General features: G+C 62.8%; 21 protein-coding genes and 3 pseudogenes. 4 read left to right on the top strand and 20 right to left on the bottom strand.

All coding sequences use genetic code 11. The annotated features are described in order from the left end of the window. A partial coding sequence (locus ACYCUK_RS17085) for a polyphosphate kinase (RefSeq protein WP_461595880.1) occupies positions 1–798 on the top strand: 798 nt, incomplete at its 5' end. Here the strand turns inward: ACYCUK_RS17085 and phoR are convergent. The 14 genes from phoR to ACYCUK_RS17015 form a co-directional block, all read right to left on the bottom strand. After that, positions 768–2,141, bottom strand: coding sequence for a phosphate regulon sensor histidine kinase PhoR (phoR, locus tag ACYCUK_RS17080; RefSeq protein ID WP_461595879.1), 1,374 nt, complete (start codon positions 2,139–2,141; stop codon positions 768–770). The two genes, ACYCUK_RS17085 and phoR, sit on opposite strands and share 31 nt — an antisense overlap. Positions 2,142–2,283: 142 nt before the next feature. Continuing rightward, positions 2,284–3,018, bottom strand: a complete 735-nt coding sequence (gene phoB / locus ACYCUK_RS17075; RefSeq protein ID WP_461595881.1) for a phosphate regulon transcriptional regulator PhoB — start codon at positions 3,016–3,018, stop codon at positions 2,284–2,286. A gap of 9 nt (positions 3,019–3,027) precedes the next feature. Further along, entirely contained in the window at positions 3,028–3,732 is a 705-nt protein-coding gene (gene phoU, locus ACYCUK_RS17070) for a phosphate signaling complex protein PhoU (RefSeq protein WP_461595878.1), read from the bottom strand. A 14-nt stretch (positions 3,733–3,746) separates the two neighbouring features. Next, on the bottom strand, positions 3,747–4,532 hold the full coding sequence (pstB, locus tag ACYCUK_RS17065; protein ID WP_461595877.1) for a phosphate ABC transporter ATP-binding protein PstB: 786 nt from the start codon (positions 4,530–4,532) through the stop codon (positions 3,747–3,749). 3 nt (positions 4,533–4,535) lie between these two features. Beyond that, positions 4,536–5,411, bottom strand: a complete 876-nt coding sequence (gene pstA / locus ACYCUK_RS17060; protein ID WP_461595876.1) for a phosphate ABC transporter permease PstA — start codon at positions 5,409–5,411, stop codon at positions 4,536–4,538. Continuing rightward, positions 5,408–6,421 carry a phosphate ABC transporter permease subunit PstC gene (pstC, locus tag ACYCUK_RS17055; RefSeq protein WP_461595875.1) on the bottom strand — a complete coding sequence of 338 codons (1,014 nt, stop codon included), beginning with the start codon at positions 6,419–6,421 and terminating at the stop codon, positions 5,408–5,410. Before pstC (ACYCUK_RS17055) ends, pstA (ACYCUK_RS17060) begins: the two co-directional genes overlap by 4 nt. Positions 6,422–6,501: 80 nt before the next feature. Further along, positions 6,502–7,533 (bottom strand): phosphate ABC transporter substrate-binding protein PstS, encoded by a 1,032-nt coding sequence (gene pstS / locus ACYCUK_RS17050; protein ID WP_461595874.1) that lies wholly within the window; start codon positions 7,531–7,533, stop codon positions 6,502–6,504. Between the two features lie 132 nt (positions 7,534–7,665). After that, on the bottom strand, positions 7,666–8,493 hold the full coding sequence (gene pstA, locus ACYCUK_RS17045) for a phosphate ABC transporter permease PstA (protein WP_461595873.1): 828 nt from the start codon (positions 8,491–8,493) through the stop codon (positions 7,666–7,668). Between the two features lie 19 nt (positions 8,494–8,512). After that, the gene (pstC, locus tag ACYCUK_RS17040) at positions 8,513–9,466 is read right to left on the bottom strand and encodes a phosphate ABC transporter permease subunit PstC (RefSeq protein ID WP_461595872.1); all 954 of its coding nucleotides are present in this window, start codon (positions 9,464–9,466) and stop codon (positions 8,513–8,515) included. A 113-nt stretch (positions 9,467–9,579) separates the two neighbouring features. After that, complete coding sequence (gene pstS / locus ACYCUK_RS17035) at positions 9,580–10,662, bottom strand: phosphate ABC transporter substrate-binding protein PstS (protein ID WP_461595871.1); 1,083 nt, start codon at positions 10,660–10,662, stop codon at positions 9,580–9,582. A gap of 181 nt (positions 10,663–10,843) precedes the next feature. Beyond that, positions 10,844–12,166, bottom strand: a complete 1,323-nt coding sequence (gene glmM / locus ACYCUK_RS17030; RefSeq protein WP_461595870.1) for a phosphoglucosamine mutase — start codon at positions 12,164–12,166, stop codon at positions 10,844–10,846. A gap of 88 nt (positions 12,167–12,254) precedes the next feature. After that, a complete protein-coding gene (folP, locus tag ACYCUK_RS17025) occupies positions 12,255–13,082 on the bottom strand; it encodes a dihydropteroate synthase (protein WP_461595869.1) in 828 nt (275 codons plus the stop codon). A gap of 81 nt (positions 13,083–13,163) precedes the next feature. Beyond that, positions 13,164–15,065 carry an ATP-dependent zinc metalloprotease FtsH gene (gene ftsH, locus ACYCUK_RS17020; RefSeq protein ID WP_112486077.1) on the bottom strand — a complete coding sequence of 634 codons (1,902 nt, stop codon included), beginning with the start codon at positions 15,063–15,065 and terminating at the stop codon, positions 13,164–13,166. 172 nt (positions 15,066–15,237) lie between these two features. After that, the gene (locus ACYCUK_RS17015; RefSeq protein WP_461595868.1) at positions 15,238–15,894 is read right to left on the bottom strand and encodes an RlmE family RNA methyltransferase; all 657 of its coding nucleotides are present in this window, start codon (positions 15,892–15,894) and stop codon (positions 15,238–15,240) included. Between the two features lie 71 nt (positions 15,895–15,965). Between ACYCUK_RS17015 and ACYCUK_RS17010 the strand changes: the two genes are divergently transcribed. Next, on the top strand, positions 15,966–16,445 hold the full coding sequence (locus ACYCUK_RS17010) for a YhbY family RNA-binding protein (RefSeq protein ID WP_112486075.1): 480 nt from the start codon (positions 15,966–15,968) through the stop codon (positions 16,443–16,445). Positions 16,446–16,478: 33 nt separating this feature from the next. Here ACYCUK_RS17010 and ACYCUK_RS17005 read toward each other — a convergent pair whose 3' ends face one another. From ACYCUK_RS17005 to ACYCUK_RS16980, 6 genes and pseudogenes are all read right to left on the bottom strand, one after another. Next, positions 16,479–16,925 carry a DUF4149 domain-containing protein gene (locus tag ACYCUK_RS17005; RefSeq protein ID WP_461595867.1) on the bottom strand — a complete coding sequence of 149 codons (447 nt, stop codon included), beginning with the start codon at positions 16,923–16,925 and terminating at the stop codon, positions 16,479–16,481. Further along, a complete protein-coding gene (gene greA, locus ACYCUK_RS17000; protein WP_461595866.1) occupies positions 16,922–17,395 on the bottom strand; it encodes a transcription elongation factor GreA in 474 nt (157 codons plus the stop codon). Before greA ends, ACYCUK_RS17005 begins: the two co-directional genes overlap by 4 nt. Positions 17,396–17,474: 79 nt before the next feature. After that, positions 17,475–20,717 (bottom strand): carbamoyl-phosphate synthase large subunit, encoded by a 3,243-nt coding sequence (gene carB, locus ACYCUK_RS16995; protein ID WP_461595865.1) that lies wholly within the window; start codon positions 20,715–20,717, stop codon positions 17,475–17,477. Positions 20,718–20,757: 40 nt separating this feature from the next. Further along, a complete protein-coding gene (leuE, locus tag ACYCUK_RS16990; protein WP_461595864.1) occupies positions 20,758–21,411 on the bottom strand; it encodes a leucine efflux protein LeuE in 654 nt (217 codons plus the stop codon). A gap of 18 nt (positions 21,412–21,429) precedes the next feature. After that, entirely contained in the window at positions 21,430–22,593 is a 1,164-nt protein-coding gene (gene carA / locus ACYCUK_RS16985; RefSeq protein WP_461595863.1) for a glutamine-hydrolyzing carbamoyl-phosphate synthase small subunit, read from the bottom strand. A gap of 393 nt (positions 22,594–22,986) precedes the next feature. Continuing rightward, positions 22,987–23,457 (bottom strand): annotated as a pseudogene (locus ACYCUK_RS16980) (transposase); the annotation flags it as partial. An 8-nt stretch (positions 23,458–23,465) separates the two neighbouring features. Here ACYCUK_RS16980 and ACYCUK_RS16975 point away from each other — a divergent pair. Together ACYCUK_RS16975 and ACYCUK_RS16970 are read left to right on the top strand one after the other, a co-directional pair. After that, positions 23,466–23,960, top strand: a pseudogene (locus ACYCUK_RS16975) (IS3 family transposase); the annotation flags it as partial. Between the two features lie 133 nt (positions 23,961–24,093). Further along, positions 24,094–24,370 (top strand): annotated as a pseudogene (locus ACYCUK_RS16970) (IS3 family transposase); the annotation flags it as partial. Positions 24,371–24,880: the final 510 nt, after the last annotated feature.

The raw sequence follows: 24,880 nt of genomic DNA, 5'->3' as shown, positions 1-24,880 counted from the left end.
CATGTGGTGTACGGCGTGGTGGGCTTCAAATGCCATGCCAAGATGCTGATGGTGGTGCGGCGCGAGAAGCGCGGCCGGCGCTCGCCGCAGTTGTGCCGCTACGTGCATGTGAGCACCGGCAATTACCACATTCGCACCGCCAGCCTCTACACCGATTTCGGCCTGATGACGGCCGACGAGGCCATTTGCGCCGACGTCAACCAGGTGTTCCTGGAAATCACCGGCTCATCGCAGTTCGAACCGCTCAAGCGTCTGTGGCAGTCGCCGTTCTCGCTCTTGGACAACCTGCTCAAAGCCATCCGCAACGAGGCCCGCATCGCCAGAACGGGCAAGCGGGCGCGCATCTGGGCGCGGGTGAATGCGCTGCTGGAGCCCACGGTGATCGAGGAGTTGTACAAGGCTTCGCAGGCCGGCGTTGAAATTCGCCTGCTGGTGCGCGGGCCCTGCATGCTGCGGCCGGGCGTACCGGGGCTGTCGGAAACCATACGCGTGCGCTCCATCATCGGCCGCTTCCTGGAGCATTCGCGGGTGTTCTATTTTTTCAACGGCGGCAAGGAAGACGTGTGGATTTCATCGGCCGACTGGATGGAGCGCAACCTGTTCCGCCGGGTTGAAATCGCCACCCCCGTGCTGGACCCCAAGGCCAAGCGCAAGGTCATCGCCGAAGGTTTGAAGGTGCACTGGAAATGCCCGGGCAACGCCTGGGACATGAACGCGCAAGGCTCGTGGAAGCGTCCGCGCGGTGGTCGCACGGGCTGCGGCAGCCATCAGGCGCTGATCGACTCGCGGTCGGCCTGAGGCGCATCCGGCGCTCCAGCTGCCTGACCTGGCTTGGCCAGATCCAGCCGCGCCAGCGGAAAACGCACGCTGAAGGTGCTGCCCAACCCGGGTTGGCTGCTGATGCGCAGCTCGGACTGGTGCCGCAGCAGCGCATGCTTGACGATGGCCAGCCCCAGCCCGGTGCCGCCGGATTCGCGCGAGCGCCCGCGGTCCACGCGGTAGAAGCGCTCGGTCAGGCGGGAAATATGTTCCGGCGCAATGCCGATGCCTGTGTCGCTGACGCTGAACTCGGCGTAGGGGTCGCCGTAGTCCGGATGCAGCACGCGCCAGGTGATGCGCACCTCGCCACCCGGCGGGGTGTAGCGCACGGCATTGCTCACCAGATTGCCGAATGCGCTGGTGAGTTCGGTGCGCGCGCCGCGCAAACCGCCCGCGTCGGCGCTGGCCTCGATGCGATGGCGCCCGGCCGACAGCGCGCGTGCATCGGCTGCCAGCCGCTCGACCATCTGCCGCATGTCCATGCGTTCCTCGGCCGGTTGATGCGGGTCGCCTTCCAGGTGCGCCAGGGTCAGCAGGTCGTCGACCAGATGGCGCATGCGGTCGGACTGTTCCTGCATCAGCCCGAGGATGTGGTCGCGCTCCTCGATTGAAAACTCCAGGGCGCGCAAGGATTCGACGAAACCGGCGATGACGGTGAGCGGCGTCTTGATTTCGTGCGAGACGTTGGCGACGAAGTCGCGCCGCATGGCCTCGGTGCGCTCGACCTGGGTGACGTCGCGCGACAGCAGCAGCTTCTCGCCCTCGCCATAAGGGATGATCTGCACGCTCAGCAGCAAGGGGCCGTAGCTGCCGTTGCGGCGCATGAGCAGCGGCTCGTCGAAGCGCTTGGCGCCCATGTAAGCGAAGAACTCGGGGTTGCGGATCAGGTGCACGGCGTGCTGGCGCAGGTCGCGTTTCGGGTCCAGTCCGAAATGTGCCGCCGCGGTATCGTTGCACCAATCGATCTGGTCGCTGGCGTCCATCAGGATCACGCCATTGGGCGAAGCCTGCAGCGCCTCGATGAAGCGCTTGAGTTTGTCTTCCTCGTGCGCCACGCGGGTTTCCCACAGGCGCAACTGGCGCGCAGCGCGATAGAGCATCTCGGCCCAGACGCCACGTGCCGTGGGAATGTTGTCGTGCCGCGGCCATTTCAGCCACGCCAGGACACGAAGCTGCGCAGCGGTGTCGACGCCGATCACCACCAGCGCCACGGCACAAGCCACCAGCGCCGCTGGCAAGGGGCCGAACCACCAGCCGACGAGGCCTGCGCTCACCAGCATCAGGACGATCACACCCATCAGGCGGAAGATGACGGCGCGCATGAAGGTTGGACTTGGTGGCGGAGCAAACGGTGGGGAGATACGAGGACAGCGGCGGGCTTGGTTCGGGGCTGGTTCGAGGCATCCTGCGGCCTGTCGCCGCGGGCGCGCAACAGCGCCTCAGATGCCGGCCGATACACCGGCCTCAAGCCCCGGGCGCGAGTTGCAGCGCAGGTGCATTTTGCCGCAGCGTGAAGCGATAGCCGGCACCGCGCACGGTCTCCACCAGCTCGGCGCAATGCACCGGGGCCAGGGCTTCACGCAGGCGTTTGATATGCACGTCCACCGTGCGCTCCTCGATGAACACATGGTCGCCCCAAACCTTGTCGAGCAGGGAGCCGCGGCTGTGCACGCGCTCGGGGTGGGTCATCATGAAATGCAACAACTTGAACTCGGTCGGCCCCAGGCGCAAGTCCTGCTCGCTCGCGCCGCCGGTGAAGGTGACGCGGCGCGTGGACGGGTCCACCGCCAGGCCGCCGGCACGCACCGGCTCGTCGGTGAGCTGGGGCGAGCGCCGGCGCAGCACCGAGCGGATGCGGGCCAGCAACTCCTTGGGCGAGAATGGCTTGGTGATGTAGTCGTCCGCGCCAGCGTCGAGCCCGGCGATGGTGTCGGCCTCTTCGCTGCGGGCGGTCAGCAAGATGAGCGGGATGCTGCGGGTGCGCGTGCCCTGGCGCAACTCGCGCGCCAGCGCCAGGCCGGACATGCCGGGCAGCATCCAGTCGATCAGCATGACGTCGGGCAGGATGTCGCGAATCAGGCGCAAGGCCTCTTCGGCGCTGCCGGCCAGAATCGGGCAGTGCCCGGCATGACGCAGGTTGACCGCCAGCAGTTCGGCAATGGCTGGTTCATCTTCGACGACGAGAATATTGCTGGCCATGGTCATGGTTCAGAGTGAGCTGGCCACCTCGTTGAAGGCGTCCTTGTTGTGGCGCACATCGGTGCCGCGCACCACATAGATGACGAACTCGGCGATGTTCTTGGCGTGGTCGCCGATGCGCTCGATGGCCTTGGCGATGAACACCAGATCCAGGCTGGCCGAGATGTTGCGCGGGTCTTCCATCACATAGGTGATGAGCTTGCGCATGAAGGAGTCGAACTCGTCGTCGATGGCGGTGTCGCCATGCACGATTTCCACCGCGGCCTTTTCGTCCAGCCGGGCGAAGGCATCGAGCGCCTTGCGAATCTGGGCGATGGCCAGGTCGGATTCGCGCGTGATTTCGTTGAACGAGATGCCGAGGTTCGAGCCCGACTCGATCAGGTCGCGCGCCATGCGGGCGATGCGGTCAGCCTCGTCGCCGACACGCTCCAGGTTGGTGATGGTCTTGGAGATCGCCATCAGCAGGCGCAGGTCGCGCGCCGTGGGCTGGCGCTTGGCGATGATCTGGGTGACATCGGCATCGATATCCACCTCCATCTGGTTCACGCGCTTCTCGTTGAGCAGCACGCCGCGCGCAGCCTCGACGTCGAAGTGACGCAGGGCGTACACCGCCTGCGCGATTTGCGATTCGACCAAGCCGCCCATTTCCAGCACCTGTGTGGAAATGGCACTGATCTCGGCATCGAACTGCGTGGAAATATGCTTGTCGCCCATGATTGCTCTCCGCTTCAGCCGAATCGGCCGGTGATGTAATCCTCGGTTTCCTGGCGCTTGGGCTTGAGGAAGATCTGGTTGGTGTCGCCAAACTCGATCATCTCGCCCAGGTACATGTAAGCGGTGTAGTCCGACACCCTGGCCGCCTGCTGCATGTTGTGGGTGACGATGGCAACCGTATAGTCCTTCTTCAGCTCCGTCACCAGTTCCTCCACCTTGGCGGTGGAAATGGGATCGAGCGCCGATGTCGGCTCGTCGAGCAGCAGCACCTCGGGTTTGATGGAAATGGCGCGGGCGATGCACAGGCGCTGTTGCTGGCCACCCGACAGGCTCATGCCGCTTTGCTGCAGCTTGTCCTTGACCTCGTCCCACAGTGCCGTCTTGGTCAGCGCCCCTTCCACGCGCTCGTCCATTTCGGCGCGCGACAGTTTTTCGTACAGCTTGATGCCAAAGGCGATGTTGTCGTAGATCGACATCGGGAACGGCGTGGGCTTCTGGAACACCATGCCGATCTTCGCGCGCACCAGCGACACATCCTCGCCGGAGGTGAGAATGTTCTGGCCGTCGATCAACACCTCGCCCTCGGCCCTTTGGTCGGGGTACAACTCGAACATGCGGTTGAACACCCGCAGCAGCGTCGACTTGCCGCAGCCCGAGGGCCCGATGAACGCGGTGATCTGGTTTTGTGCAATGTCCAGGCTGACATTCTTGATCGCCTTGTATTTGCCGTAGTAGAAGTTGAGGTTGCGCACCGACAAGCGTGCCGGTGGCGGATTGACCTGGGCGGCGGGAGTATTCATGGTTCAGTCTTTCTTCCCGATCAGCAGACGGGCCGTGATGTTGATGAGCAGGACGCCGCCCGTGATGATCAGAACACCCGCCCAGGCGAGCTGCTGCCAATTGGTATAGGGGCTCATGGCGAATTTGTAGATGGTGACCGGCAGGCTGGCCATGGGCTGGGACAGGCCGGCGGTCCAGAACTGGTTGTTCAGCGCGGTAAACAGCAGGGGCGCGGTTTCACCCGCGATACGCGCCACCGCCAGCATGATGCCGGTGAGAACCCCGGCACGCGCCGCGCGCAGGATGACCGCTGACACCACCTTCCACTTCGGCGCGCCCAGGGCGTAAGCCGCCTCGCGCAAGGAACTCGGCACCAGGCGCAGCATGTCCACGGTGGTTCGCACCACCACGGGAACGACCATCAGCGCCAGTGCCGCAACGCCGGCCCAGCCGGAAAAGGTGTGGGTGTTGGCGACGATGAGCGCATAGACGAACAGACCGATGACGATGGACGGCGCGGACAGGAGAATGTCGTTGATGAAATCCGTGGCGCGGCCGAAAGCCGTCTTGCCGCCGTATTCCGCCAGGTACACACCAGCCATGACGCCAACGGGCGTACCCAGCAGCGTGGCCGCTCCGGTCATGAGCACCGAGCCATAGATGGCGTTGAGCAGGCCGCCATTTGGGGAATCGGGTGGGGGTGTCATTTGCGTGAACACCGACACGCTCATGCCGCCCAAGCCTTGCGCCAGAACGGAATACAGAATCCAGACCAGCCAGACCATGCCGAACAACATCGCCGCCATCGCCAAGGTCAGCACCACGGCGTTGATGATCTTGCGCTTGCGAAAGCGCTGCAGGCGAAAGTCGCGTTGCAAAGGGGGCATGGTGGCGCTCATGTCCGGCTCCCCTCGAACCGACCCAGGCGTCGGAGCAAGAGCTTGGACAGCCCCAGCACCAGGAAGGTGATGAAAAACAGCACCAGACCGAGATAGAACAAGGCAGCCTGATGCTCGGTGGAGGCCTCGGCAAACTCGTTGGCCAACACCGAGGTGATGGTGTTGGCCGCGTCGAACAGCGAGGCTCCGTTGAAATGGCTGGTGTTGCCAACGATGAAGGTCACGGCCATGGTCTCCCCCATCGCCCGCCCCAGGCCGAGCATGATGCCGCCGATGACGCCGGTTTTGGTGTAGGGCAGCACCACGTTGCGCATGACTTCCCAGGTGGTGCAGCCCACGCCGTAGGCCGACTCCTTGAGCATGGGCGGCGTGGTCTCGAACACATCGCGCATCACCGAAGCGATGAAGGGAATGATCATGATGGCCAGAATGATGCCCGCAGCCAGCAGGCCAATGCCCACGGGCGGCCCCTGGAACAGGGCGCCAAGCAGCGGCACATCACCGAACCAGTTCTGCAGCGGTGTTTGCACATAGGTGGAGAACAGCGGCGAGAACACCAGCAGGCCCCACATGCCGAAGACGATGGAGGGAATGGCCGCCAGCAACTCGATCGCGGTGGCCAATGGCCGGCGCAGCCAGCGCGGCGAAAGCTCGGTGAGGAACAGGGCGATACCGAAGCTCACGGGAACGGCAATCAACAGAGCAATGAGCGAACTGAGCACGGTACCGTAAATCATGGTGAACCCGCCGAACACATGATCGACCGGGTTCCACTGGCTCGTGACGAGAAACTTCAGACCGAAAGTCTGGATGGCGGGCCACGCGCCGATGAACAGGGACACGATGATGCCGGCCAGGGCCAGCAAGGTGATGAACGCGGCCAGCCACGCTGCGGCGCCGAACAAGGAATCGCCGAGGCGGCCAGGGCTGCGGCGCTGTCCCATCTGGGCCCCGCCGGCGACCACCCGCGAAGCAAGTTCGAGATTTGCAGAGGAAGATGTCACGGACATGGCGGGGTCTTTCATGCGCGAAAACCGGCTTGCATTGGCACGAGGCCCAGCAAGCCGGCTTCAGGAAATCAAGGACGTTTTCAGTTCTTCCACACGGCCTGGCCTGAGGTCGTCTTGATGCCGGCCCATTCCTTGCGGATTTGCGCCTTCACCGAGTCTGGCATCGGGATGTATTGCAGTTGCTCGGCAATCGCATCGCCCTTGTCGAACCCGAAGTTGAAGAACTTCAGCACCGCATCGGTCTGCTCGGGCTTGTCGGACACTTTGTGCACAAGCACGAAGGTGCCACTGGTGATGGGCCAGGCGGTGGCGCCGGGCTGGTTGGTCAGGATCTGGTAGAACGACTTGGCCCAGTCGGCGCCCGCAGCAGCGGCCTTCACGTTGGCGTCCGTGGCGGCAACAAACTTGCCGTCGGCATTCTGCAACTCGACCATCGCCATATTGTTGGACTTGGCATAGGCCACTTCCACATAACCGATGGAATTGGGCAGACGCTGCACGAAGGCCGAAACGCCTTCGTTACCCTTGCCGCCCACGCCAACCGGCCAGTCGACCGTGGTGCCGAACTTGTACTTCTCGGCCCACTCCTTGTTGACCTTGCTCAGGTAATTGGTGAAGCCGAACGAGGTGCCCGAAGCATCGGCGCGGCGCACCACGGCGATTTGCGCATTCGGCAACTTCGCGCCCGGGTTCAGCTTGGCGATGGCCGGGTCGTTCCATTTGGTGATCTTGCCCATGTAGATGTCGGCCAGCGCGGCGCCGTCGAGCTTGAGCTCATTGCTCTTGATGCCTTCGATTTTCACCACCGGCACGATGCCACCCACCGCGGTTGGCCATTGCACCAGGCCGTCTTTGGCGAGTTGCTCATCGGTCAGCGGCATGTCCGAGGCGCCGAAATCCACCGTCTTGGCGAGGATCTGCTTGATGCCCGCGCCAGAGCCCACCGACTGGTAGTTCAAGCGGCCGCCGCCGGCTTTCTGGTAGGCATCGGCCCATTTGGAATACAGCGGGTTGGCGAAGGATGATCCAGCGCCTGTGACATCCAGCGCGAAAGCGCCGGCCGAGGTGGCCAGCGCAGCGCCGGCGATCAAGCTTTTGAACAATATCTTCATGACTGGTGCTCTCCCGAGGTTGATGTGTGCACCGCGTGAAACACGCGGGTACAAGTCAACACTCTAAGCAGAGAATATGACAAAACGATGAACGTCATGGTCGTTCGCAGTTGTATCGGCCGTGAGCAAGCGTCACAGCCGCTGCCGCAGCAGCAACCGCGCCGCGATGTTGATCAGCAGCACCACGCCGATCACGATGAAAGCCGCCGCATAGGCCAAGGCATGCGCCGAGGCGAAGGGCTGGTTGATGAAGCTCCAGATCACATAAGTGAGGTAGCCAATCGGCTCGTGGGTGAGTTGGCCATTCCACAGGTAGTTGGACCAGCCAGCGGTGTAGATCAACGGCGCCGTTTCGCCCACCGAAATGGCCAGCGCCAGGAGCACGCCGGTGATCACACCCGAACGTGCCGCCGGCAGCAGCACCTTGAACACGACCTGCGGCTCCTTGCAACCCAGGGCATACGCCGCCTCGCGCAGGCTGGGCGGGTTTTGCCGCATCGCCAGTTCAGTAAACCGCGCGATATAGGGCACGATCAACATGGCCAGGGTGATGGCCCCTGCAAGGGCCGAGAATTGCCAGCCCATTTCCTCCACCAGCGTGACGTAGCTGAAATACCCCAGCACGATGGATGGCACGCCCGTGAGCACATCGGCGAGGAAACGCACCAAACGTCCCCAGGCGCCGGCGCCATATTCGGCCAGATACACACCTGCAAGCACGCCAATCGGCGCGGCGAGCAGCAAGGCGCCACCGCTGAGGACCAAGGTGCCTTCAATGGCATTCAGCAAGCCGCCGCTGATGCCATTGGTCACCTGGGAGAACACCGTCCAGTTCAGCGCCTGGGCGCCGCGCGAAAGGACGGTCCAGAGAATGTCCACCAGGGGCACGACCACCACGACGAAAGCCAGGGTGCAGGCCACGCCGAACAGGGCATTGCCGTAGCGCCGGCCGCGCGGCATGAAGCGCCGAAGGGCAGGTTTAGCCTGCGAACTTGGCACGTCGGGTGAGGAGGCGAGCGATGACATTGACGATGACCGCGATGATGAGCAAGACCAGAGCAATTTCCGCCAACGAGCGCACGGCCATGCCGCTGGGGTCTTGCAAGGCACTGTCGAGTTGGGAGGCAATGAAGGCCGCCATGCTGGTGATGGGGCTGTAGATGTTGCCAGGCAGGTAATTCAGCGCACCGCCGCTGACCATGAGCACGGCCATGGTTTCGCCCAGAGCGCGGCCCAGGGCCAGAATCACCGCGCCGATGAGGGGCGCGCGCACGGCGGGCAACAGCGTCTTGCGCAGCATTTCGGAGCGCGTTGCGCCGAGGGCGAAACAGGATTCGCGCAACTCCTTGGGCACGCGCTGCAGGGCTTCGATCAGCGTGCTGGAAATGACCGGCAGCACCATCAAGGCCAGCACCAGTCCCGCCGTGAGCAAGCCGTAGCCGCTGGTGGCCTGGGCCGAGAAGAAGGGGATGAAGGGCAGTGCATGCGCCAGAAACGGCGCGATGACTTTCATGGTCAAAGGGGCCAGCACCTCCAGGCCCCACAAGCCATAGACCACGCTGGGCACCATGGCCAGCAGTTCGACGATCTGGGCGAACACTCCGCGCAGCCGGTGGGGCGCGTACTCGGCCAAAAACAGGGCTACGCCAATGCCCACGGGCACTGCGAGCAGGAGCGCGATGGCCGAACTCGCCAGGGTGCCGACGATGAACACGGCGATGCCGTAATGGGCGCCCATGGGCACCGTGAAACCGTTGCGCTGAACCGGGTTGGCGTAAAGATTGCCCAGACTCCAGGTATTGGAGAAGAGGAAATGCAGGCCGTTGAATTCAATGGCCGGCCATGAATAGGCCGTGAGAAAAACGAAAACCGCAAGCAGAACCAGCGGAATGATGGTGGAGACAGCTTGAAGACCGGGACGAAAAAGACGCATGGATGATGCCTGCGAGCCGTCGAGCGTGATGGTGAAAGCGGATTGGGCGCAAGCCCTGGGCCGCCAATGTAGGCGACGCCAGGGAAGATGCCTGCAAGCAAGCGTTACTGCAGTTACTGAATCTTGGCGATCTGCGCCTTGCTCAACTGCTGGATATGCGCCGGCAGGGCGATGAAGCGCACGACGTCGAGGTATTTGGCCGCGTTGCCACCCTTGGATTCAACCGCCCAGTTCAGGAAGTCCTTGATCGCCTTGGCGGTTTCGGGATTGGCCTGCTTGGCGTTGACGATGGCGTACTCGTAGTTGATGATGGGATAGGAGTCGGCGCCCGCAGAGAACACCAGGCTGATGCGCTCATCGGCCGGGGTCTTGGCGATCAGGCCATCGGCGGCGGCGCTCACGGTTTTGGCCGTGGGCAGCAGGAACCGACCGGCGCGGTTCTTGATCATCGCCGTGCCCAGCCCAGCCTTGGCGACTTCAGCGTGGAAGCTCACGCCGATGTAGGCCACCGAGTACGGCGTCTGCTGGCTGGCTTGCACCATGCCGGGGTTGCCGTTGGCACCCACACCGCCCTGCACGGCCGGCCAGGAAATGGAGGTGCCGTAGCCGACGCTGTCATTCCACTTCGGCGTGGAAAACGACAGGTACTGGCTGAAAATGAAGGTGTCGCCACTGCCGTCGGTGCGGTGAATGGGAACGATGGCGTGGTCAGGCAGCTTGACGCCGGGGTTCAGCGCCTTGATGGCCGCGTCGTCCCAGTTCTTGATCGTGCCGCTATAAATGCCGGCCAGCACCGGGCCGTCGAGCTTGAGGTGGGTCTTGTTCAGGCCGGGGACGTTGTAATTGATGGTCTGGGCAGAAATGGCCAGCGGGATGTTGAGAATGCTGGGGTTCTGCTTGATCTGGCCATCGGCCATGTAGGCGTCGGAGGCGCCGATCTGCGCCACGCCGGAAATGGCTTCGGCGATGCCGGTGCCGCTGCCCGTACCCTGGGTGGTGATCTTGATGTCGCCATGCATCTTGGTGTAGTCGGGCACCCAGATATTGAACAGCGGATACAGCAGGGTGGAGCCGGTTTCGAGCAGGCTGACCGAAGCGGCCTGGGCCGTGAGCGGCAGCGCCGAAGCGGCGAGGGTCAGGCCGGCGGATGCCAGCAGGAACTTGAGTTGGCTGCGGCGGGACATTGGGGTAGGCATAGGGTTCTCTCCTGGGGATGGGCACCGCTGAAGGCGCAGTGTTCAAACCCACATTCAAGTGCCGTCCCGTGACAGTTCCGTGACAACGACAACCTCGTCACATCTCTCACATTTGGATGCATATGGGCATTGCACGACAGGCGGCAAGATCGAATCTTGGCGTCGCGCGACTCCGGGGCCTTCATGGCCCGACAAGCACCGCCTTCATGCTTTGCGCCAACTGCTCGGCCTGCACCGGATCGGCATGTTCGACCATGATGCGCAGCACCGGTTCGGTGCCGCTGGGGCGAATGAGGACGCGGCCGCTGCCGTTGAGGCTGCCTTCGGCAGCGGCGCGGGCCTGGGCAAAACCCGCGTGTGTCTTCCAGTCCAGGCCGGGCGGGAGCTTGACGTTGAGCAGCGTCTGTGGAAACAGGCGCACGGCGGCGAGTTGCTCGGCCAGGCTCCTGCCGGTGCGCACCACCAACTCCAGCATTTGCAGGGCGGCGACGACGCCGTCGCCCGTCGTGTGGCGGTCCAGCAGCAGGATGTGTCCGGAGCCCTCCCCGCCCAGTTGCCAACCGCGTGCCAGCAGTTCCTCCAGCACATAGCGGTCGCCCACGGCTGCGCGCACGAACTCCAGGCCCTGCGCCTTGATGGCCTGCTCGACGGCGAGATTGGTCATGAGCGTGCCCACCACGCCGGTGGGTTTGCGGTCCACCGCCAGCAGGTAGAGCAATTCGTCGCCGTTGAACAGGCGGCCTTGGCTGTCCACGATCTGCAAGCGGTCGGCATCACCATCGAGGGCAATGCCGTAGTCGGCGCGATTGGCCTTGACCGCGCGGATCAAGGCATCCGGCGCGGTGGCGCCGACGTCTTTGTTGATGTTGAAGCCGTCGGGCTGCACGCCGATGGAAATGACCTCGGCACCGAGTTCGTGAAACACCGCCGGAGCAATGTGATACGCCGCGCCATGGGCGCAGTCCACCACCAGACGCAGACCTTTCAAGGTCAGGTGGTTGGGAAAGGTGCTTTTGCAGAACTCGATGTAGCGCCCTGCCGCATCGTCCAGCCGGCGTGCTTTGCCGAGTTGTTCGGAAGGCACGCAACCCTCGGCGGCGGGCAGTTCCGCTTCGACTTCCAATTCCCAGGCATCGGGCAGTTTGCTGCCGCCGGCGGAAAAGAACTTGATGCCGTTGTCGGCAAACGGGTTGTGTGAGGCGCTGATGACCACGCCCAGATCCAGCCGCAGCGCCCGCGTGAGGTAGGCCACGCCGGGCGTGGGCAGTGGCCCGACCAGCACCACATCACAGCCGGCGGCCGAAAAACCGCATTCCAGCGCCGCTTCGAGCATATAGCCCGACACCCGCGTGTCCTTGCCGATGAGCACCACCGGGCGCTCCACGCCATGCCGACGCAGCACGCGCCCGGCAGCATGGCCCAGGCGCAAGCCGAATTCAGGGACGATGGGGCTCTTGCCCACGCGTCCGCGCACGCCATCGGTTCCGAAATACTGTCTGCTCATCTTGGCTCCATCGCTTGAAGGTTGGTGCACTGTAGGCATTGGGTTGGATTTTGCCAAACCGCGATTGCGGGATGATGGAAGGCTGCCCTCAACCGCGCAAGGCCGTCCATACTTTCAAGGCGTCGACGGTGGCGGCAACGTCATGCACGCGAACGATCCGTGCGCCTGCGGCGACGCAAGCCAGCGCCGCGGCAAGACTGCCGGGAAGGCGGTCGGCAACCGGGCGCCCGGAAGTGCCGCCGATCATGGACTTGCGCGAAACCCCCACCAGGACTGGATAGCCGCAAGCCGTCAGCGCTTCGAGCCCCTGCGCCAAGGCAATGTTGTGAACCAGGGACTTGCCAAAACCGAAGCCAGGATCGAGGCAAAGGCGAGAGGCGGGAACGCCCAGCGCCAGGAGACCAGCAGTTCGCTGCAACAGAAAATCGCGCACCTCGGCCGCCACGTCGCCATAGTGAGGTTGGAGTTGCATGGTGCCGGGTTCGCCCTGCATGTGCATCAGACAGATGCCGGCTTGCGAAGCTGCGACGATGGTCTCGGCCCCGGGCATGCGCAGGGCATAGACGTCGTTGATGATGTCCACGCCCAGATCGAGCGCACGCTGCATGGTCTGGGGCTTGTAGCTGTCGACCGAAATCGGCACACCCCACTGCACGGCCTCGCGCAACACAGGCTCGATGCGCGCCCACTCGGTGTCGGCATCCACGGCGCGGGAGCCGGGACGCGTGGACTCGCCGCCGATATCGAGGATGTCGGCTCCCGCCTCCACCAGCCCGCTTGCATGACGGATGGTCGAGCTGGCGTCGTCATGCTGGCCGCCATCGGAAAACGAGTCCGGCGTGACGTTGACGATGCCCATGACCAAGGGGCGCGAAAGCGCCAACTGGAATCGACCCGCCGACCAGGGTTGAATCATGGAATGTCGATCAAGGCGTGGTTGGGTTGCCGATGAAAAAACGGCCCGGTGTCGACCGGGCCGTTGCTTCGAATGGGCGACTCAGGCAGCCGATGCCGATGGCGCGTCGGCGGGCAAGCCGCTGGGCCGCCCTGCGGCCGGTGGCTGCTGGCCCGTGGTGGTCGCACCAGGCGGTTTGGGCGCGCGCGGCGGGCGGCCCGACATGATGTCCTCGATCTGGTCGGAGTCGATGGTTTCCCACTCCAGCAAGGCCCGGGCCATGGCATGCATCTTGTCCTTGTTGTCCTCGATGAGCTTGCGTGCAAGCGCGTATTGCTCGTCGATGATGCGGCGAATTTCGCCATCGACCTTCTGCATGGTCTGTTCGGACACATGGGTGGTCTTGGTGATGGAGCGGCCGAGGAACACCTCGCCTTCATTCTCGGCATAGACCATCGGCCCGAGAGCATCCGACATGCCGTAGCGCGTCACCATGTCACGCGCCAATTGCGTGGCGCGCTCGAAGTCGTTGGATGCGCCGGTGGTCATCTGGTCCATGAACACTTCTTCGGCGATGCGCCCACCGAACAGCACCGAGATCATGCTGAGAATGCGGTCGCGATCCATGCTGTAGCGATCGTTCTCCGGCAACTGCATGGTCAGGCCCAGGGCGCGGCCGCGCGGGATGATGGTGACCTTGTGCACCGGGTCGGTCTTGGGCATCAACCTGGCGACCAGGGCATGGCCGGACTCGTGATAAGCCGTGTTGCGGCGCTCGTCCTCGGGCATGACCATGCCCTTGCGCTCGGCGCCCATCATGATCTTGTCCTTGGCGCGCTCGAAATCTTCCATCTCGACCAGCCGGCCACTACGACGGGCGGCGAACAGCGAGGCCTCATTCACCAGATTGGCCAGATCGGCGCCAGAAAAACCAGGCGTGCCGCGCGCGAGAATGTCGGCACGCACATCGGGGCCGATGGGGGCCTTGCGCATGTGCACGATCAGAATCTGCTCGCGACCACGAATGTCCGGAAGCTGCACATAGACCTGGCGGTCGAAGCGGCCAGGACGCAGCAGTGCCGGGTCGAGAATGTCGGGACGGTTGGTGGCCGCGATCACGATGACGCCGAGGTTGGTGTCGAAACCATCCATCTCCACCAGCATCTGGTTGAGGGTTTGTTCACGCTCGTCGTTGCCGCCGCCGAGGCCCGCGCCGCGATGCCGCCCGACGGCGTCGATTTCATCGATGAAGATGATGCAGGGCGCATGCTTCTTCGCCGTCTCGAACATGTCGCGCACGCGGGATGCGCCCACGCCGACGAACATTTCGACGAAGTCGGAGCCCGAAATGGAAAAGAAAGGAACCTTGGCTTCGCCGGCCACGCTCTTGGCCAGCAGCGTTTTACCTGTGCCAGGAGGGCCGACAAGCAAGACCCCGCGAGGGATGCGCCCACCGAGTTTCTGGAATTTTTGCGGGTCTTTGAGAAAGTCGACCAGCTCTTTGACTTCTTCCTTCGCTTCATCGCACCCGGCCACGTCAGCGAAAGTCACGGTGTTGCTGGATTCGTCGAGCAGGCGTGCCTTGGACTTGCCAAAACTGAACGCGCCCCCACGGCCGCCGCCCTGCATCTGACGCATGAAGTAGACCCACACGCCGATGAGCAGCAGCATGGGGAACCAGGAGATCAGGATCTGCATGAGGAAGGACTGCTCCTCGCGTGGGGCGCCGGTCACCTGCACGCCGTCCTTGATGAGGTCTCCCACCATCCACAAGTCGCCAGGCGAAGTCAGCGCATAGCGCCGGCCTTCGGTCGTGGTCACGTCCAACGTGCCGCTCTGATGCACGATCACCTTTTTCACGCGGCCTTGCTTGGCCTCTTGCATGAACTGGGTGTAGCTCACGGAGTCGGTCGGTGCCGTGCGATCGAACTGCTTGAACACGGTGAAGAGCACCAGCCCGATCACCAGCCAGATTGCAACTTTGGAAAACCATTGATTGTTCAAAACAGACTCCTGGGGCTCCAGTGTGGAGCAAACGAGTGAATCGCAGCACTCTCAATCTGCGCCCGATTCTAGGCGAATCAAGCCTTGACTCCTGTATTTCTCCGAGTAAACCCACAAGGCCGAAGGAAATTTTTAGCCTGTAACTATGAAAATTACCACAACAATAGCTTACTCAGGAATCGTCGCCGCCATTTTGCATTTTGGGATCCATCCCCAAAATGAACACCTCTGCCGAGCGGTCCCGCGAAGCCTTGGGTTTGATCGCCTTCACGATTTTGAACTGCAGTTTGAAACGGTTGACGATCTGGCTGAAATAGCCCGTGTGAAAGCTCTTGATCAGCATCACGCCATCATCGCTCAGCCAGTTGCGCGCAAAGTCGAGCGCGAGGTCGGCGAGGTGTTCGATGCGCGCAGCGTCGGCCGAGGCGATGCCCGAAAGATTGGGCGCCATGTCCGACAGCAAAACATCCACCCGCCTGCCCTGCAGCGCCGCTTCGAGTTGGGCCAGCACTTCGGCTTCGCGGAAGTCGCCCTGAATGAACTGCACGCCGGTCACCGGTTCCATGGGCAGCAAATCCAGCGCAACGACCGTTCCGCGCAGGCTGCCGTCGGGACTGGCCAGTTTGCGACCCAGGTATTGCGACCAGGCTCCGGGCGCGCTGCCAAGATCCACCACGACATGGCCGGGCTGAACGAGCTTGTTGGCTTCGTCGATTTCCTGCAGTTTGTAGACGGCGCGCGAGCGGTAGTTGTCCTTCTGCGCCCGCTTGACGAACGGGTCGTGCAGATGCTCGTTCAACCAGGCTTTCTTGAAACGATTTTTTTTCATGAGGACAGGTTTTTCATCGAGACATTTGAAGTTGCCGATGGCGCGGCAGGCAGAAGACGGATAATCCAGGCATGACCACCTTGCACCTCACACCAGCCGACCGAAGCACCAAGCGCGCCCAGGCCCATCCGCTCAAACCGACCGTGCTCATCGGCGACCAGGGTCTGACCGAAGCGGTCATGGCCGAAATTGATCGCGCCTTGTCGTCCCACGGGCTGATCAAGGTGCGTGTGGCCTCGGATGATCGCCTGGCCCGTGCCGAAAGCATGGAACGCATTTGTGAAACTCTCGGTGCCGCGCCGGTGCAAAGTATCGGCAAGATTCTGGTGCTGTTCCGGCCCATTCCGCTCGAACGCGATGACGCTTCAACGGGCAAAACCAAGGGCGCCGGCCCCAAGCAGGTGAAAGTTGTCGTGCCCTCCACCAGCCCCACCCACCGCGCCCGCATCAAACGCGTGACCGTGCTGGGGAACGAGCGGCTGACGGCCACGGGCAAGGTCAAGCGTGCCAAACCACGTCAATCCAGCATCAAAAAAATTCGTCTGGGCTGAAGTCGTTCCAGCGAGCCGCCAGAACCATCTGGCTCAAGCTCCGGCTCGCCATTCAGCTGCGGCCGGCAGCTTCCAGACATACGCAAAAACGCACACCGCCTGCAACAAATAGACCAGGCTTGCGGCTGCATGCCACATGCCGGCATTGGGTGCATGGCTGACGGCAGCTTGAATCAGGTTGGGCACTACGCCGAACTCGCCGAGCACGGCAAAGAAAATGCCGCCAAGCACCAGGAAAAAAGGCGTTGCCGCCGAGAGCGGCTGGGCGTGACGGCGCTCCAGCAAAGCCAGCACGATGCCGAGGATCACGGCGGCAAGGGTCATGAGATAAAACATGCGGCTGGCCACCATGGCGCCCAGCATCTTGTCCGGCACGATGGCAAAGGCCGTTGGCGCGCCGATCAGGCCAACGGCCGCCAAGCCGCCAAGCCACAAGGCTGCGAACAGGAAGCGCAGGCGCAAGTGCATGAGCGCGTTCATGCGTATTTCACCTTGACGATTTCATAGCCACGCACGCCGCCCGGCGCCATGACCTGGGCGATGTCGCCCTCCTCCTTGCCGATGAGCGCACGGGCGATGGGCGAACTCACCGAAATCATGCCCAGCTTCAAGTCGGCCTCATCGTCGCCGACGATCTGGTAGACCACGACATCGCCGCTTTCCTCGTCCGACAATTCCACGGTGGCGCCGAACACCACGCGGCCTTCGGCATGCAGTTCGGCAGGGTCGATGATTTGTGCCGACGACAGCTTGGTTTCCAACTCGGCAATACGGCCTTCGATGAAGCCCTGACGATCCTTCGCCGCTTCATACTCGGCGTTTTCCGACAAGTCGCCCTGTGCCCGTGCCTCGGCAATGGCTTGAATGACGGCATGGCGCTCAACGGATTTGAGACGCTGCAGTTCAGCCTTGAGTTTTTCCGCGCCACGGCGGGTCATGGGTGTGGGCATGGGAGATGCATCCGGTGATGGAGTTTCAAAAAAAACGCCGCAGCAGCGCACTGCCACGGCGATTCATCGGTGTACTTCTTCAGTGTGCCAAACGCAGCGACTGATGTAAAGCCTGCAGGGGATAGACCTCGAATTGCTGCAGGCATTTCATGCCTTCCACCGCGGCTTCGGCCCCTGCAATGGTGGTGAATGTGGCCACGCGGCTGGCCAGGGCGGTGATGCGGATGGCACGTGAATCGGCAATGGCGTTGCGCCGCTCTTCAACCGTGTTGACCACCAGCACGATGTCGCCGTTTTTCATCATGTCGACGACATTGGGCCGGCCTTCGGTCACCTTGTTGACCACTTCCACGGGCAGGCCAGCCGCCACCAAGGATGCCGCCGTGCCGCGCGTGGCCGTGAGCAGGAAACCCATGGCCACCAACTCGCGCGCGACTTCCACCATGCGCGCCTTGTCGTTGTTCTTGACGGACAGGAACACCTTGGCGCTGCCGGGAACGCCCGCCTCGGGCAAGCGCGAACCCGCAGCGATTTGCGATTTGACGAAAGCCTCGCCAAAGCTGCGGCCCACACCCATCACCTCGCCGGTGGATTTCATCTCGGGGCCGAGTATGGGATCGACACCGGGGAATTTGACGAAGGGGAAAACCGCCTCTTTCACGCTGAAGTAGCCGGGCACGACTTCAGCCGGAATGCGCTGCTGCGCCAGGGTCTGGCCGACCATGCAGCGCGCGGCGATCTTGGCCAGTTGCAGGCCGGTGGCCTTGGAGACGAAGGGGACGGTGCGGGAAGCGCGGGGATTGACCTCGAGCACGAAGATGCGGTCTTCGCCGCCGTCTTGCTGGATCGCGAACTGCACGTTCATCAAGCCCACCACATTCAGCCCATGCGCCATGGCCACGGTCTGGCGCTTGAGTTCGGCGATGGTGGTGGCCGACAGCGAATACGGCGGCAGCGAGCAGGCCGAATCGCCCGAGTGCACGCCGGCCTGTTCGATGTGTTCCATGACGCCGGCGACGAACACGTCGTGGCCGTCGCAGATGGCGTCGACATCGCATTCGATGGCATCGTTGAGAAAGCGGTCGAGCAGCACCGGCGAGTCGTGCGACACCTTGACCGCCTCACGCATATAGCGTTCGAGATCGCGCTGCTCGTGCACGATGTCCATCGCCCGCCCCCCCAGCACATAGCTGGGGCGCACCACCAGCGGATAGCCGATGTCCTCGGCCTTGGCGATGGCCTCCGCCTCGGAGCGTGCGGTGCGGTTGGCCGGCTGCAGCAAACCCAGGTCGTTGATGAGATGCTGGAAACGCTCGCGGTCCTCGGCGGCGTCGATCATGTCGGGGCTGGTGCCGATGATGGGCACACCCGCGGCCTCCAGCGCCAGCGCCAGCTTCAGCGGCGTCTGCCCGCCGTATTGCACGATGACGCCGGCGGGTTTTTCCTTGTCGACGATTTCCAGCACGTCTTCCAGCGTCAGCGGCTCGAAGTAGAGCCGGTCGGAGGTGTCGTAATCGGTGGAGACGGTTTCGGGGTTGCAGTTGACCATGATGGTCTCGTAGCCGTCTTCGCGCAACGCCAATGCCGCATGCACGCAGCAGTAATCGAACTCGATGCCTTGGCCGATGCGGTTGGGTCCGCCGCCCAGCACCATGATCTTCTTGCGGTCGGTGGGCTCGGCCTCGCACTCGTCCTCGTAGGTCGAGTAGAGGTAGGCGGTCTGCGTGGCGAACTCGGCGGCACAGGTATCGACCCGCTTGTACACCGGGCGCACGCCCAGCTCGTGGCGGCGCTTGCGCACGGCGCTTTCCGTGGACTTGAGCAGATAGGCCATGCGGCGATCCGAAAAGCCTTTGCGCTTGAGCCAGCGCAGGGTGTCGGCATCGAGCGCTTCCAGCTGGGTGCGCTCGAGCTGCAGTTCGGTATCGACGATGTCCTTGATCTGCGCCAGGAACCAGGGGTCGATGCGGGTGAGCTGGTGCACATCCTCGAGGCTGAAGCCCTGCGCCAGCGCATCGCCCAGATACCAGATGCGCTCGGGTCCGGGCTCGCCGAGTTCGCGCTCCAGCGTCTCGCGGTCGGTGGTTTTCTGGTTCAGGCCGTCAACGCCGACTTCCAGACCACGCAGCGCCTTCTGGAAACTTTCCTGAAAGGTCCGGCCGATGGCCATGACCTCGCCCACCGACTTCATCTGCGTCGTCAGACGTGAATCGGCCTGGGGGAATTTCTCGAAGGCGAAGCGCGGAACCTTGGTGACAACATAGTCGATGGTCGGCTCGAACGACGCCGGGGTGACGCCGCCGGTGATGTCGTTGCGCAGCTCGTCAAGCGTGTAGCCCACGGCCAGCTTGGCCGCGATCTTGGCAATGGGGAATCCCGTGGCCTTCGAGGCCAGCGCCGAGGAACGCGACACGCGCGGATTCATCTCGATGACGATCAGCCGTCCGTCAGCCGGATTCACCGCGAACTGCACGTTCGATCCGCCGGTATCCACCCCGATTTCGCGCAGCACGGCGATGCTGGCGTCGCGCATGACCTGGTACTCCTTGTCGGTCAGGGTTTGCGCCGGAGCGACGGTGATCGAGTCGCCGGTGTGCACGCCCATCGGGTCGAGGTTCTCGATCGAGCAGACGATGATGCAGTTGTCCGCGCTGTCGCGCACCACTTCCATCTCGAACTCTTTCCAGCCGATCAGCGATTCCTCGATCAACAGCTCACTGGTCGGCGAGGCTTCGATGCCGCGTTTGCAAATGGCCTCGAACTCTTCCGGGTTGTAGGCGATGCCGCCGCCAGTTCCCCCAAGCGTGAAGCTGGGGCGAATGATGGTGGGAAAGCCGATGGTCTTCTGCACGCCCCAGGCTTCGTCCAGGGTGTGGGCGATGCCCGAACGCGCCGAACCCAGGCCGATGCGGGTCATGGCCTGCTTGAACTTCTGCCGGTCCTCGGCCATATCGATGGCCTCGGGCTTGGCACCGATGAGTTCCACGCCGTACTTGGTCAGCACCCCGTTGTGGTGCAGGTCGAGGGCGCAGTTCAGCGCGGTCTGTCCGCCCATGGTCGGCAGGATGGCATCGGGCCGTTCGCGGGCAATGATGGTCTCGACCACTTGCCAGGTGATGGGCTCGATATAGGTGACGTCCGCCGTTTCCGGGTCGGTCATGATCGTGGCCGGATTGCTGTTGACCAGAATGACCTTGTAACCCTCTTCGCGCAAGGCCTTGCAGGCCTGGGCTCCGGAATAATCGAACTCGCAAGCCTGGCCGATGACGATGGGGCCGGCGCCGATGATCAGGATGCTGTGAATGTCTGTGCGCTTGGGCATGGGGCGATGCTGCTGGAATGCTGGAAAAAATCGGGTTGGATCACTTGATCGACGCCGTGGCGAGCCGTGCGCTGAAGGCCATGAAGGCCGCGCCCACCACGCCGGTGAGCGCGGCGGCAAGGCGGCGATGGCGGCGGAACGCCTCGGCCAGGCGCGAACCGGCGAAGATCAGCGTGGAGAGATAGAGCAGGCTGAAAAATTGCACGATGCCACCCAGGATGAGGAAGGACAGCGCCGGATGCGCATAAGCCGGATCGACGAATTGAATGAAAAACGAAATGAAAAAGAAAATGGCCTTGGGGTTGAGCAGACTGATGAGCAAGGCCTTGCCCAAGGGGTGCGCGGCGTCGACCCGTGCCGGTGGCGCGGTTGGCGCTTCGGCCTGCTTGTAGCGACGCAACGCGGCGCGCAGCATGTTGAAGCCGATCCAGGCGAGGTAGGCCGCACCCACCAGCTTGACGACGATGAACAGCCAGGCCACCGCCTCGAGCAGACTGGCCAGGCCCGCGGCGGCCAGCACCATGAGCACCGTGTCGCCGATGAAAATGCCGCAGGCACCGAGATAGCCCTGCTTCACGCCGCGCTGCGCGGCCACGCTCAGCACGTACAACGAGTTTGGCCCCGGCAGCAGCACGACGAACACCACACCGAGCACATACAGCCCGATATTGGTGATGCCGAACAAGTCGTGCATGGCGGCCAGACCCAGGCTTCAGGCCGCAGCCCGTTGACACTGCATCAAGCCAACAAAGCGGTCGAACAGTTCGCCAATATCGTGGGGACCTGGGCTGGCTTCAGGATGGCCCTGGAAACAGAACGCGGGCTTGTCGCGGAACTCAAAGCCCTGCAAGGTGCCGTCGAACAAGGAAACATGGGTGGTGCGCACATGCAGCGGCAGTGTTTCGGCATCGACAGCGAAGCCGTGGTTCTGACTGGTGATGCTCACTCGCCCAGTGTCGAGGTTTTTCACCGGATGGTTGGCCCCATGGTGACCGAATTTCATCTTGAAAGTACGCGCGCCTGCCGCCAAGGCCATGATCTGGTGACCCAGGCAAATGCCGAATATGGGCACGCCATGATCGATCAAGCTGCGGGTTGCGGCGATGGCGTAATCGCAGGGCTCAGGGTCGCCCGGCCCGTTCGACAGGAAGACGCCGTCCGGTCGCATGGCCAGCACCGCTTCGGCCGTGGTCTGCGCCGGCACCACGGTGACGCGGCAGCCACGCGAGGCCAGCAAGCGCAAGATGTTGAACTTGACGCCGAAGTCGTAGGCAACGACGTGAAAGCCAGGTTTGCCCAACTCGCCATAGCCCTGCTCCAGTGACCAAGTGGTTTGCCCCCAGGCATAGGGCTCGGCCGTGCTCACGACCTTGGCCAGATCCATGCCGGCCAAGCCAGAAAAACTGCGCGCCTTGGCAAGCGCTTGCTCCACATGGGCCGAACTGACGACTTGGCCGAGGGGCAATGCCATGAGGCAGCCGTTTTGCGCGCCTTTGCTGCGCAGCAGCCGGGTGAGTTTGCGCGTGTCGATGCCGGCCAGGGCAACCGTGCCCGAGCGCCGCAAATAATCGCCCAAGCCTTCGGTTTTACGAAAATTCGAGTCGAGTTGAGGCAGATCCTTGATGATGAGGCCAGCGGCATGGACTTTCGCGGCCTCCACATCCTCCTGGTTCACGCCGACATTGCCAATATGCGGGTAGGTCAGCGTGACGATTTGCCGACAATAACTCGGGTCGGTGAGAATTTCCTGATAGCCAGTCATGGCAGTGTTAAACACCACCTCACCCGTGGTTTCCCCGGCTGCGCCAATGGAAACACCGTGAAAGACCGAACCGTCGGCAAGGGCCAAAATCGCTTTGGGTTGCAACGGCAGCATTGATTTGTTCTCCGGGCGCGCTTGATGCGGCGTGGCTTGTTGTAGCGTTGAAAACATGCTGTGTTTGGGGTGCGTCGGGTGCGCAAACAACCCGTGTCCGAGCTCGACCCAGCATGACGCAAATCCTTGAAATTATAGCCGTGCCTCCCACTCGCCACCCCCAGCTTCGCACCAAGGTTGGCTTGCCCCACACATCCGGTGCGGCGTGTCGACCCCGCCTTGGAGGCGCCCCTCGACAAGCCGATACATTCGGAGGCCAGCCGACCCATCAGAGCCGACCTAGGGTGTGCGATGCTCTGAAAAATCCGTGAAATTCGCTTCTGCAGCCCATGTCGGTCGCGTCCCTGCGCGTGGTGTAAGTCCACAGCCCGGACAGGCTGAGGTACACGTGACTCAGCGTGCCACAGCGGACAGCCGAGTTGGGACAGTATCGCAGAGCGTTTGCAGGCCCTCAAGCTGCATGTAGCGGCGGTTGAGAGACCACTCGTCGTTTTGCTCCAGCATCATGGTGCCGACCAGGCGCGTGATGGAGGCATCGTTGGGGGAGATGCCGACGACGTTGGTCCGTCGCTTGATCTCGGCATTGAGCCGCTCCAGCGGGTTGGTCGAGTCAATCTGCGCCCAATGGGTTTTGGGGAAGGTCATGAAAGCCAGCACGTCGTGCTCGGCATCGTCCATCAGAGTGCCGAGCTTGGGGAACTTGCCGCGAAGCTGGTCGGCTACGGTGCGCCACTGGGCATGCGCGGCATCGGCGCTGTCCTGCACGAACACCGTGCCGATGGCCGCGCTGACCATGCGCCGCTGCGTCTTGCCGGCATGCGCCAGGGCGTTGCGCATGAAGTGCACGCGGCAGCGCTGCCAGGTCACCTCGCATGGTGTTTGAGCACCGCAGTGAGTACCCGTCATTGTGGGCGGCGGTGGAGTCGATCGCCCCCAAGATCGGCTGCACATCCCAGACCCTGCTGAGTTGGGTGCGCCGGCATGAACGCGACAGCGGCCTGCGTGATGGGCCGACCACGGCTGATGAGAAGCGCGTGAAGGACCTGGAGCGCCTCTGGCGAGCGAACATGCAGGTCTACGGTGCCGACAAGGTCTGGCGGCAACTGAACCGTGAGGGCATCGTGGTGGCCCGCTGCGCGGTGGAACGCTTGATGCAGCGCCTGGGCCTGCGCGGCGTCATCCGTGGCAAGGTGGTGCGCACCACCATCAGCGGCGCCAAGGCACCGTGCCCGTTGGACCGGGTCAACCGCGTCTTCAAGGCCGATCGCCCCACTCAGCTCCGGGTCTCGGATTTCACGCATGTCTCGACCTGGCAAGGCTGGCTGTCTGTGGCCTTCGTCATCGATGTGTTCGCCCGGCGCATCGTCGAAGGACACTCCAAGCTGGAAGCCATCCGCTGCCTCAAGCGATACATCGCGCGTGAGGTCTCCACCTTGATTCGACAACGAACCCGGGAGATCGCACAGACGCAATTCGCCGCTTGACAAATAGAAGAAGGGCGTCCAGGGCAGCCAGTACACCAGCACGCACTTCCAGGACCTGCTCAAGGAGCATGCAGCATGAGCCGCGCCGGCGAGGTCTGGGACAACTCGGCCATGGAGAGCTTCTTCAGCACATTGAAGACCGAACGTGTGGCACCAAAGCGCTACCGTACGCGCGACAAGATCAGGGCTGATGTGTTCTCGACTACATCGAGAGGTTCTGCAACCCGACGCGCCGGCATTCGACGCTCGGCTATGTCAGTCCAGTAGAGTTCGAGAACGCTCAACGAGCGTAGGTCGGTGTCAACGGAACCGGCAGCAGCCCACTGTCGAAACATCAGTCATGCGAAAAAAATATCAGTATCTGATGCACATCAAGAAAAAATTGCACAACAAGGTTCAGACTTCATGACTTATTTCACACTTTTTTCTTCATCCAAGCGGTTCGAGCCCTGACTTCAGAACAATTGCAAGCAGCGCGAAAGATCAAGTTGGAGTCCACGTCAGCATGGGATACGGCACGTCTCATTGCATGTCATACAGCCGGATTCAGGTCTGTGGAGACCTTCAGGCCATATCCGTTCGCTGACTTCGCGCCCCGGTACAGCTCCAAGACCCGATCTGACCGCAATCGTCATGTCATCGACCAGCACATTGAAGAAAGAGGCGTCATGAGCCTGTCCCACCGTCTCCTGTTGCAGCCGGCAGAGCAGCGCCTGGCCAACCTGCCGCTGCCGTGTTCCGTGCAGCTTCCCGGGGGCCAGCGCATTGGCGCCGTGCAGCCCCGACTGCGCCTGGTGGTGCGC

The organism is Thiomonas sp., assembly GCF_054608695.1.
The sequence above is the reverse complement of the archived record's forward strand: the minus strand, read 5'-3'. Positions and strand labels throughout refer to the sequence as shown.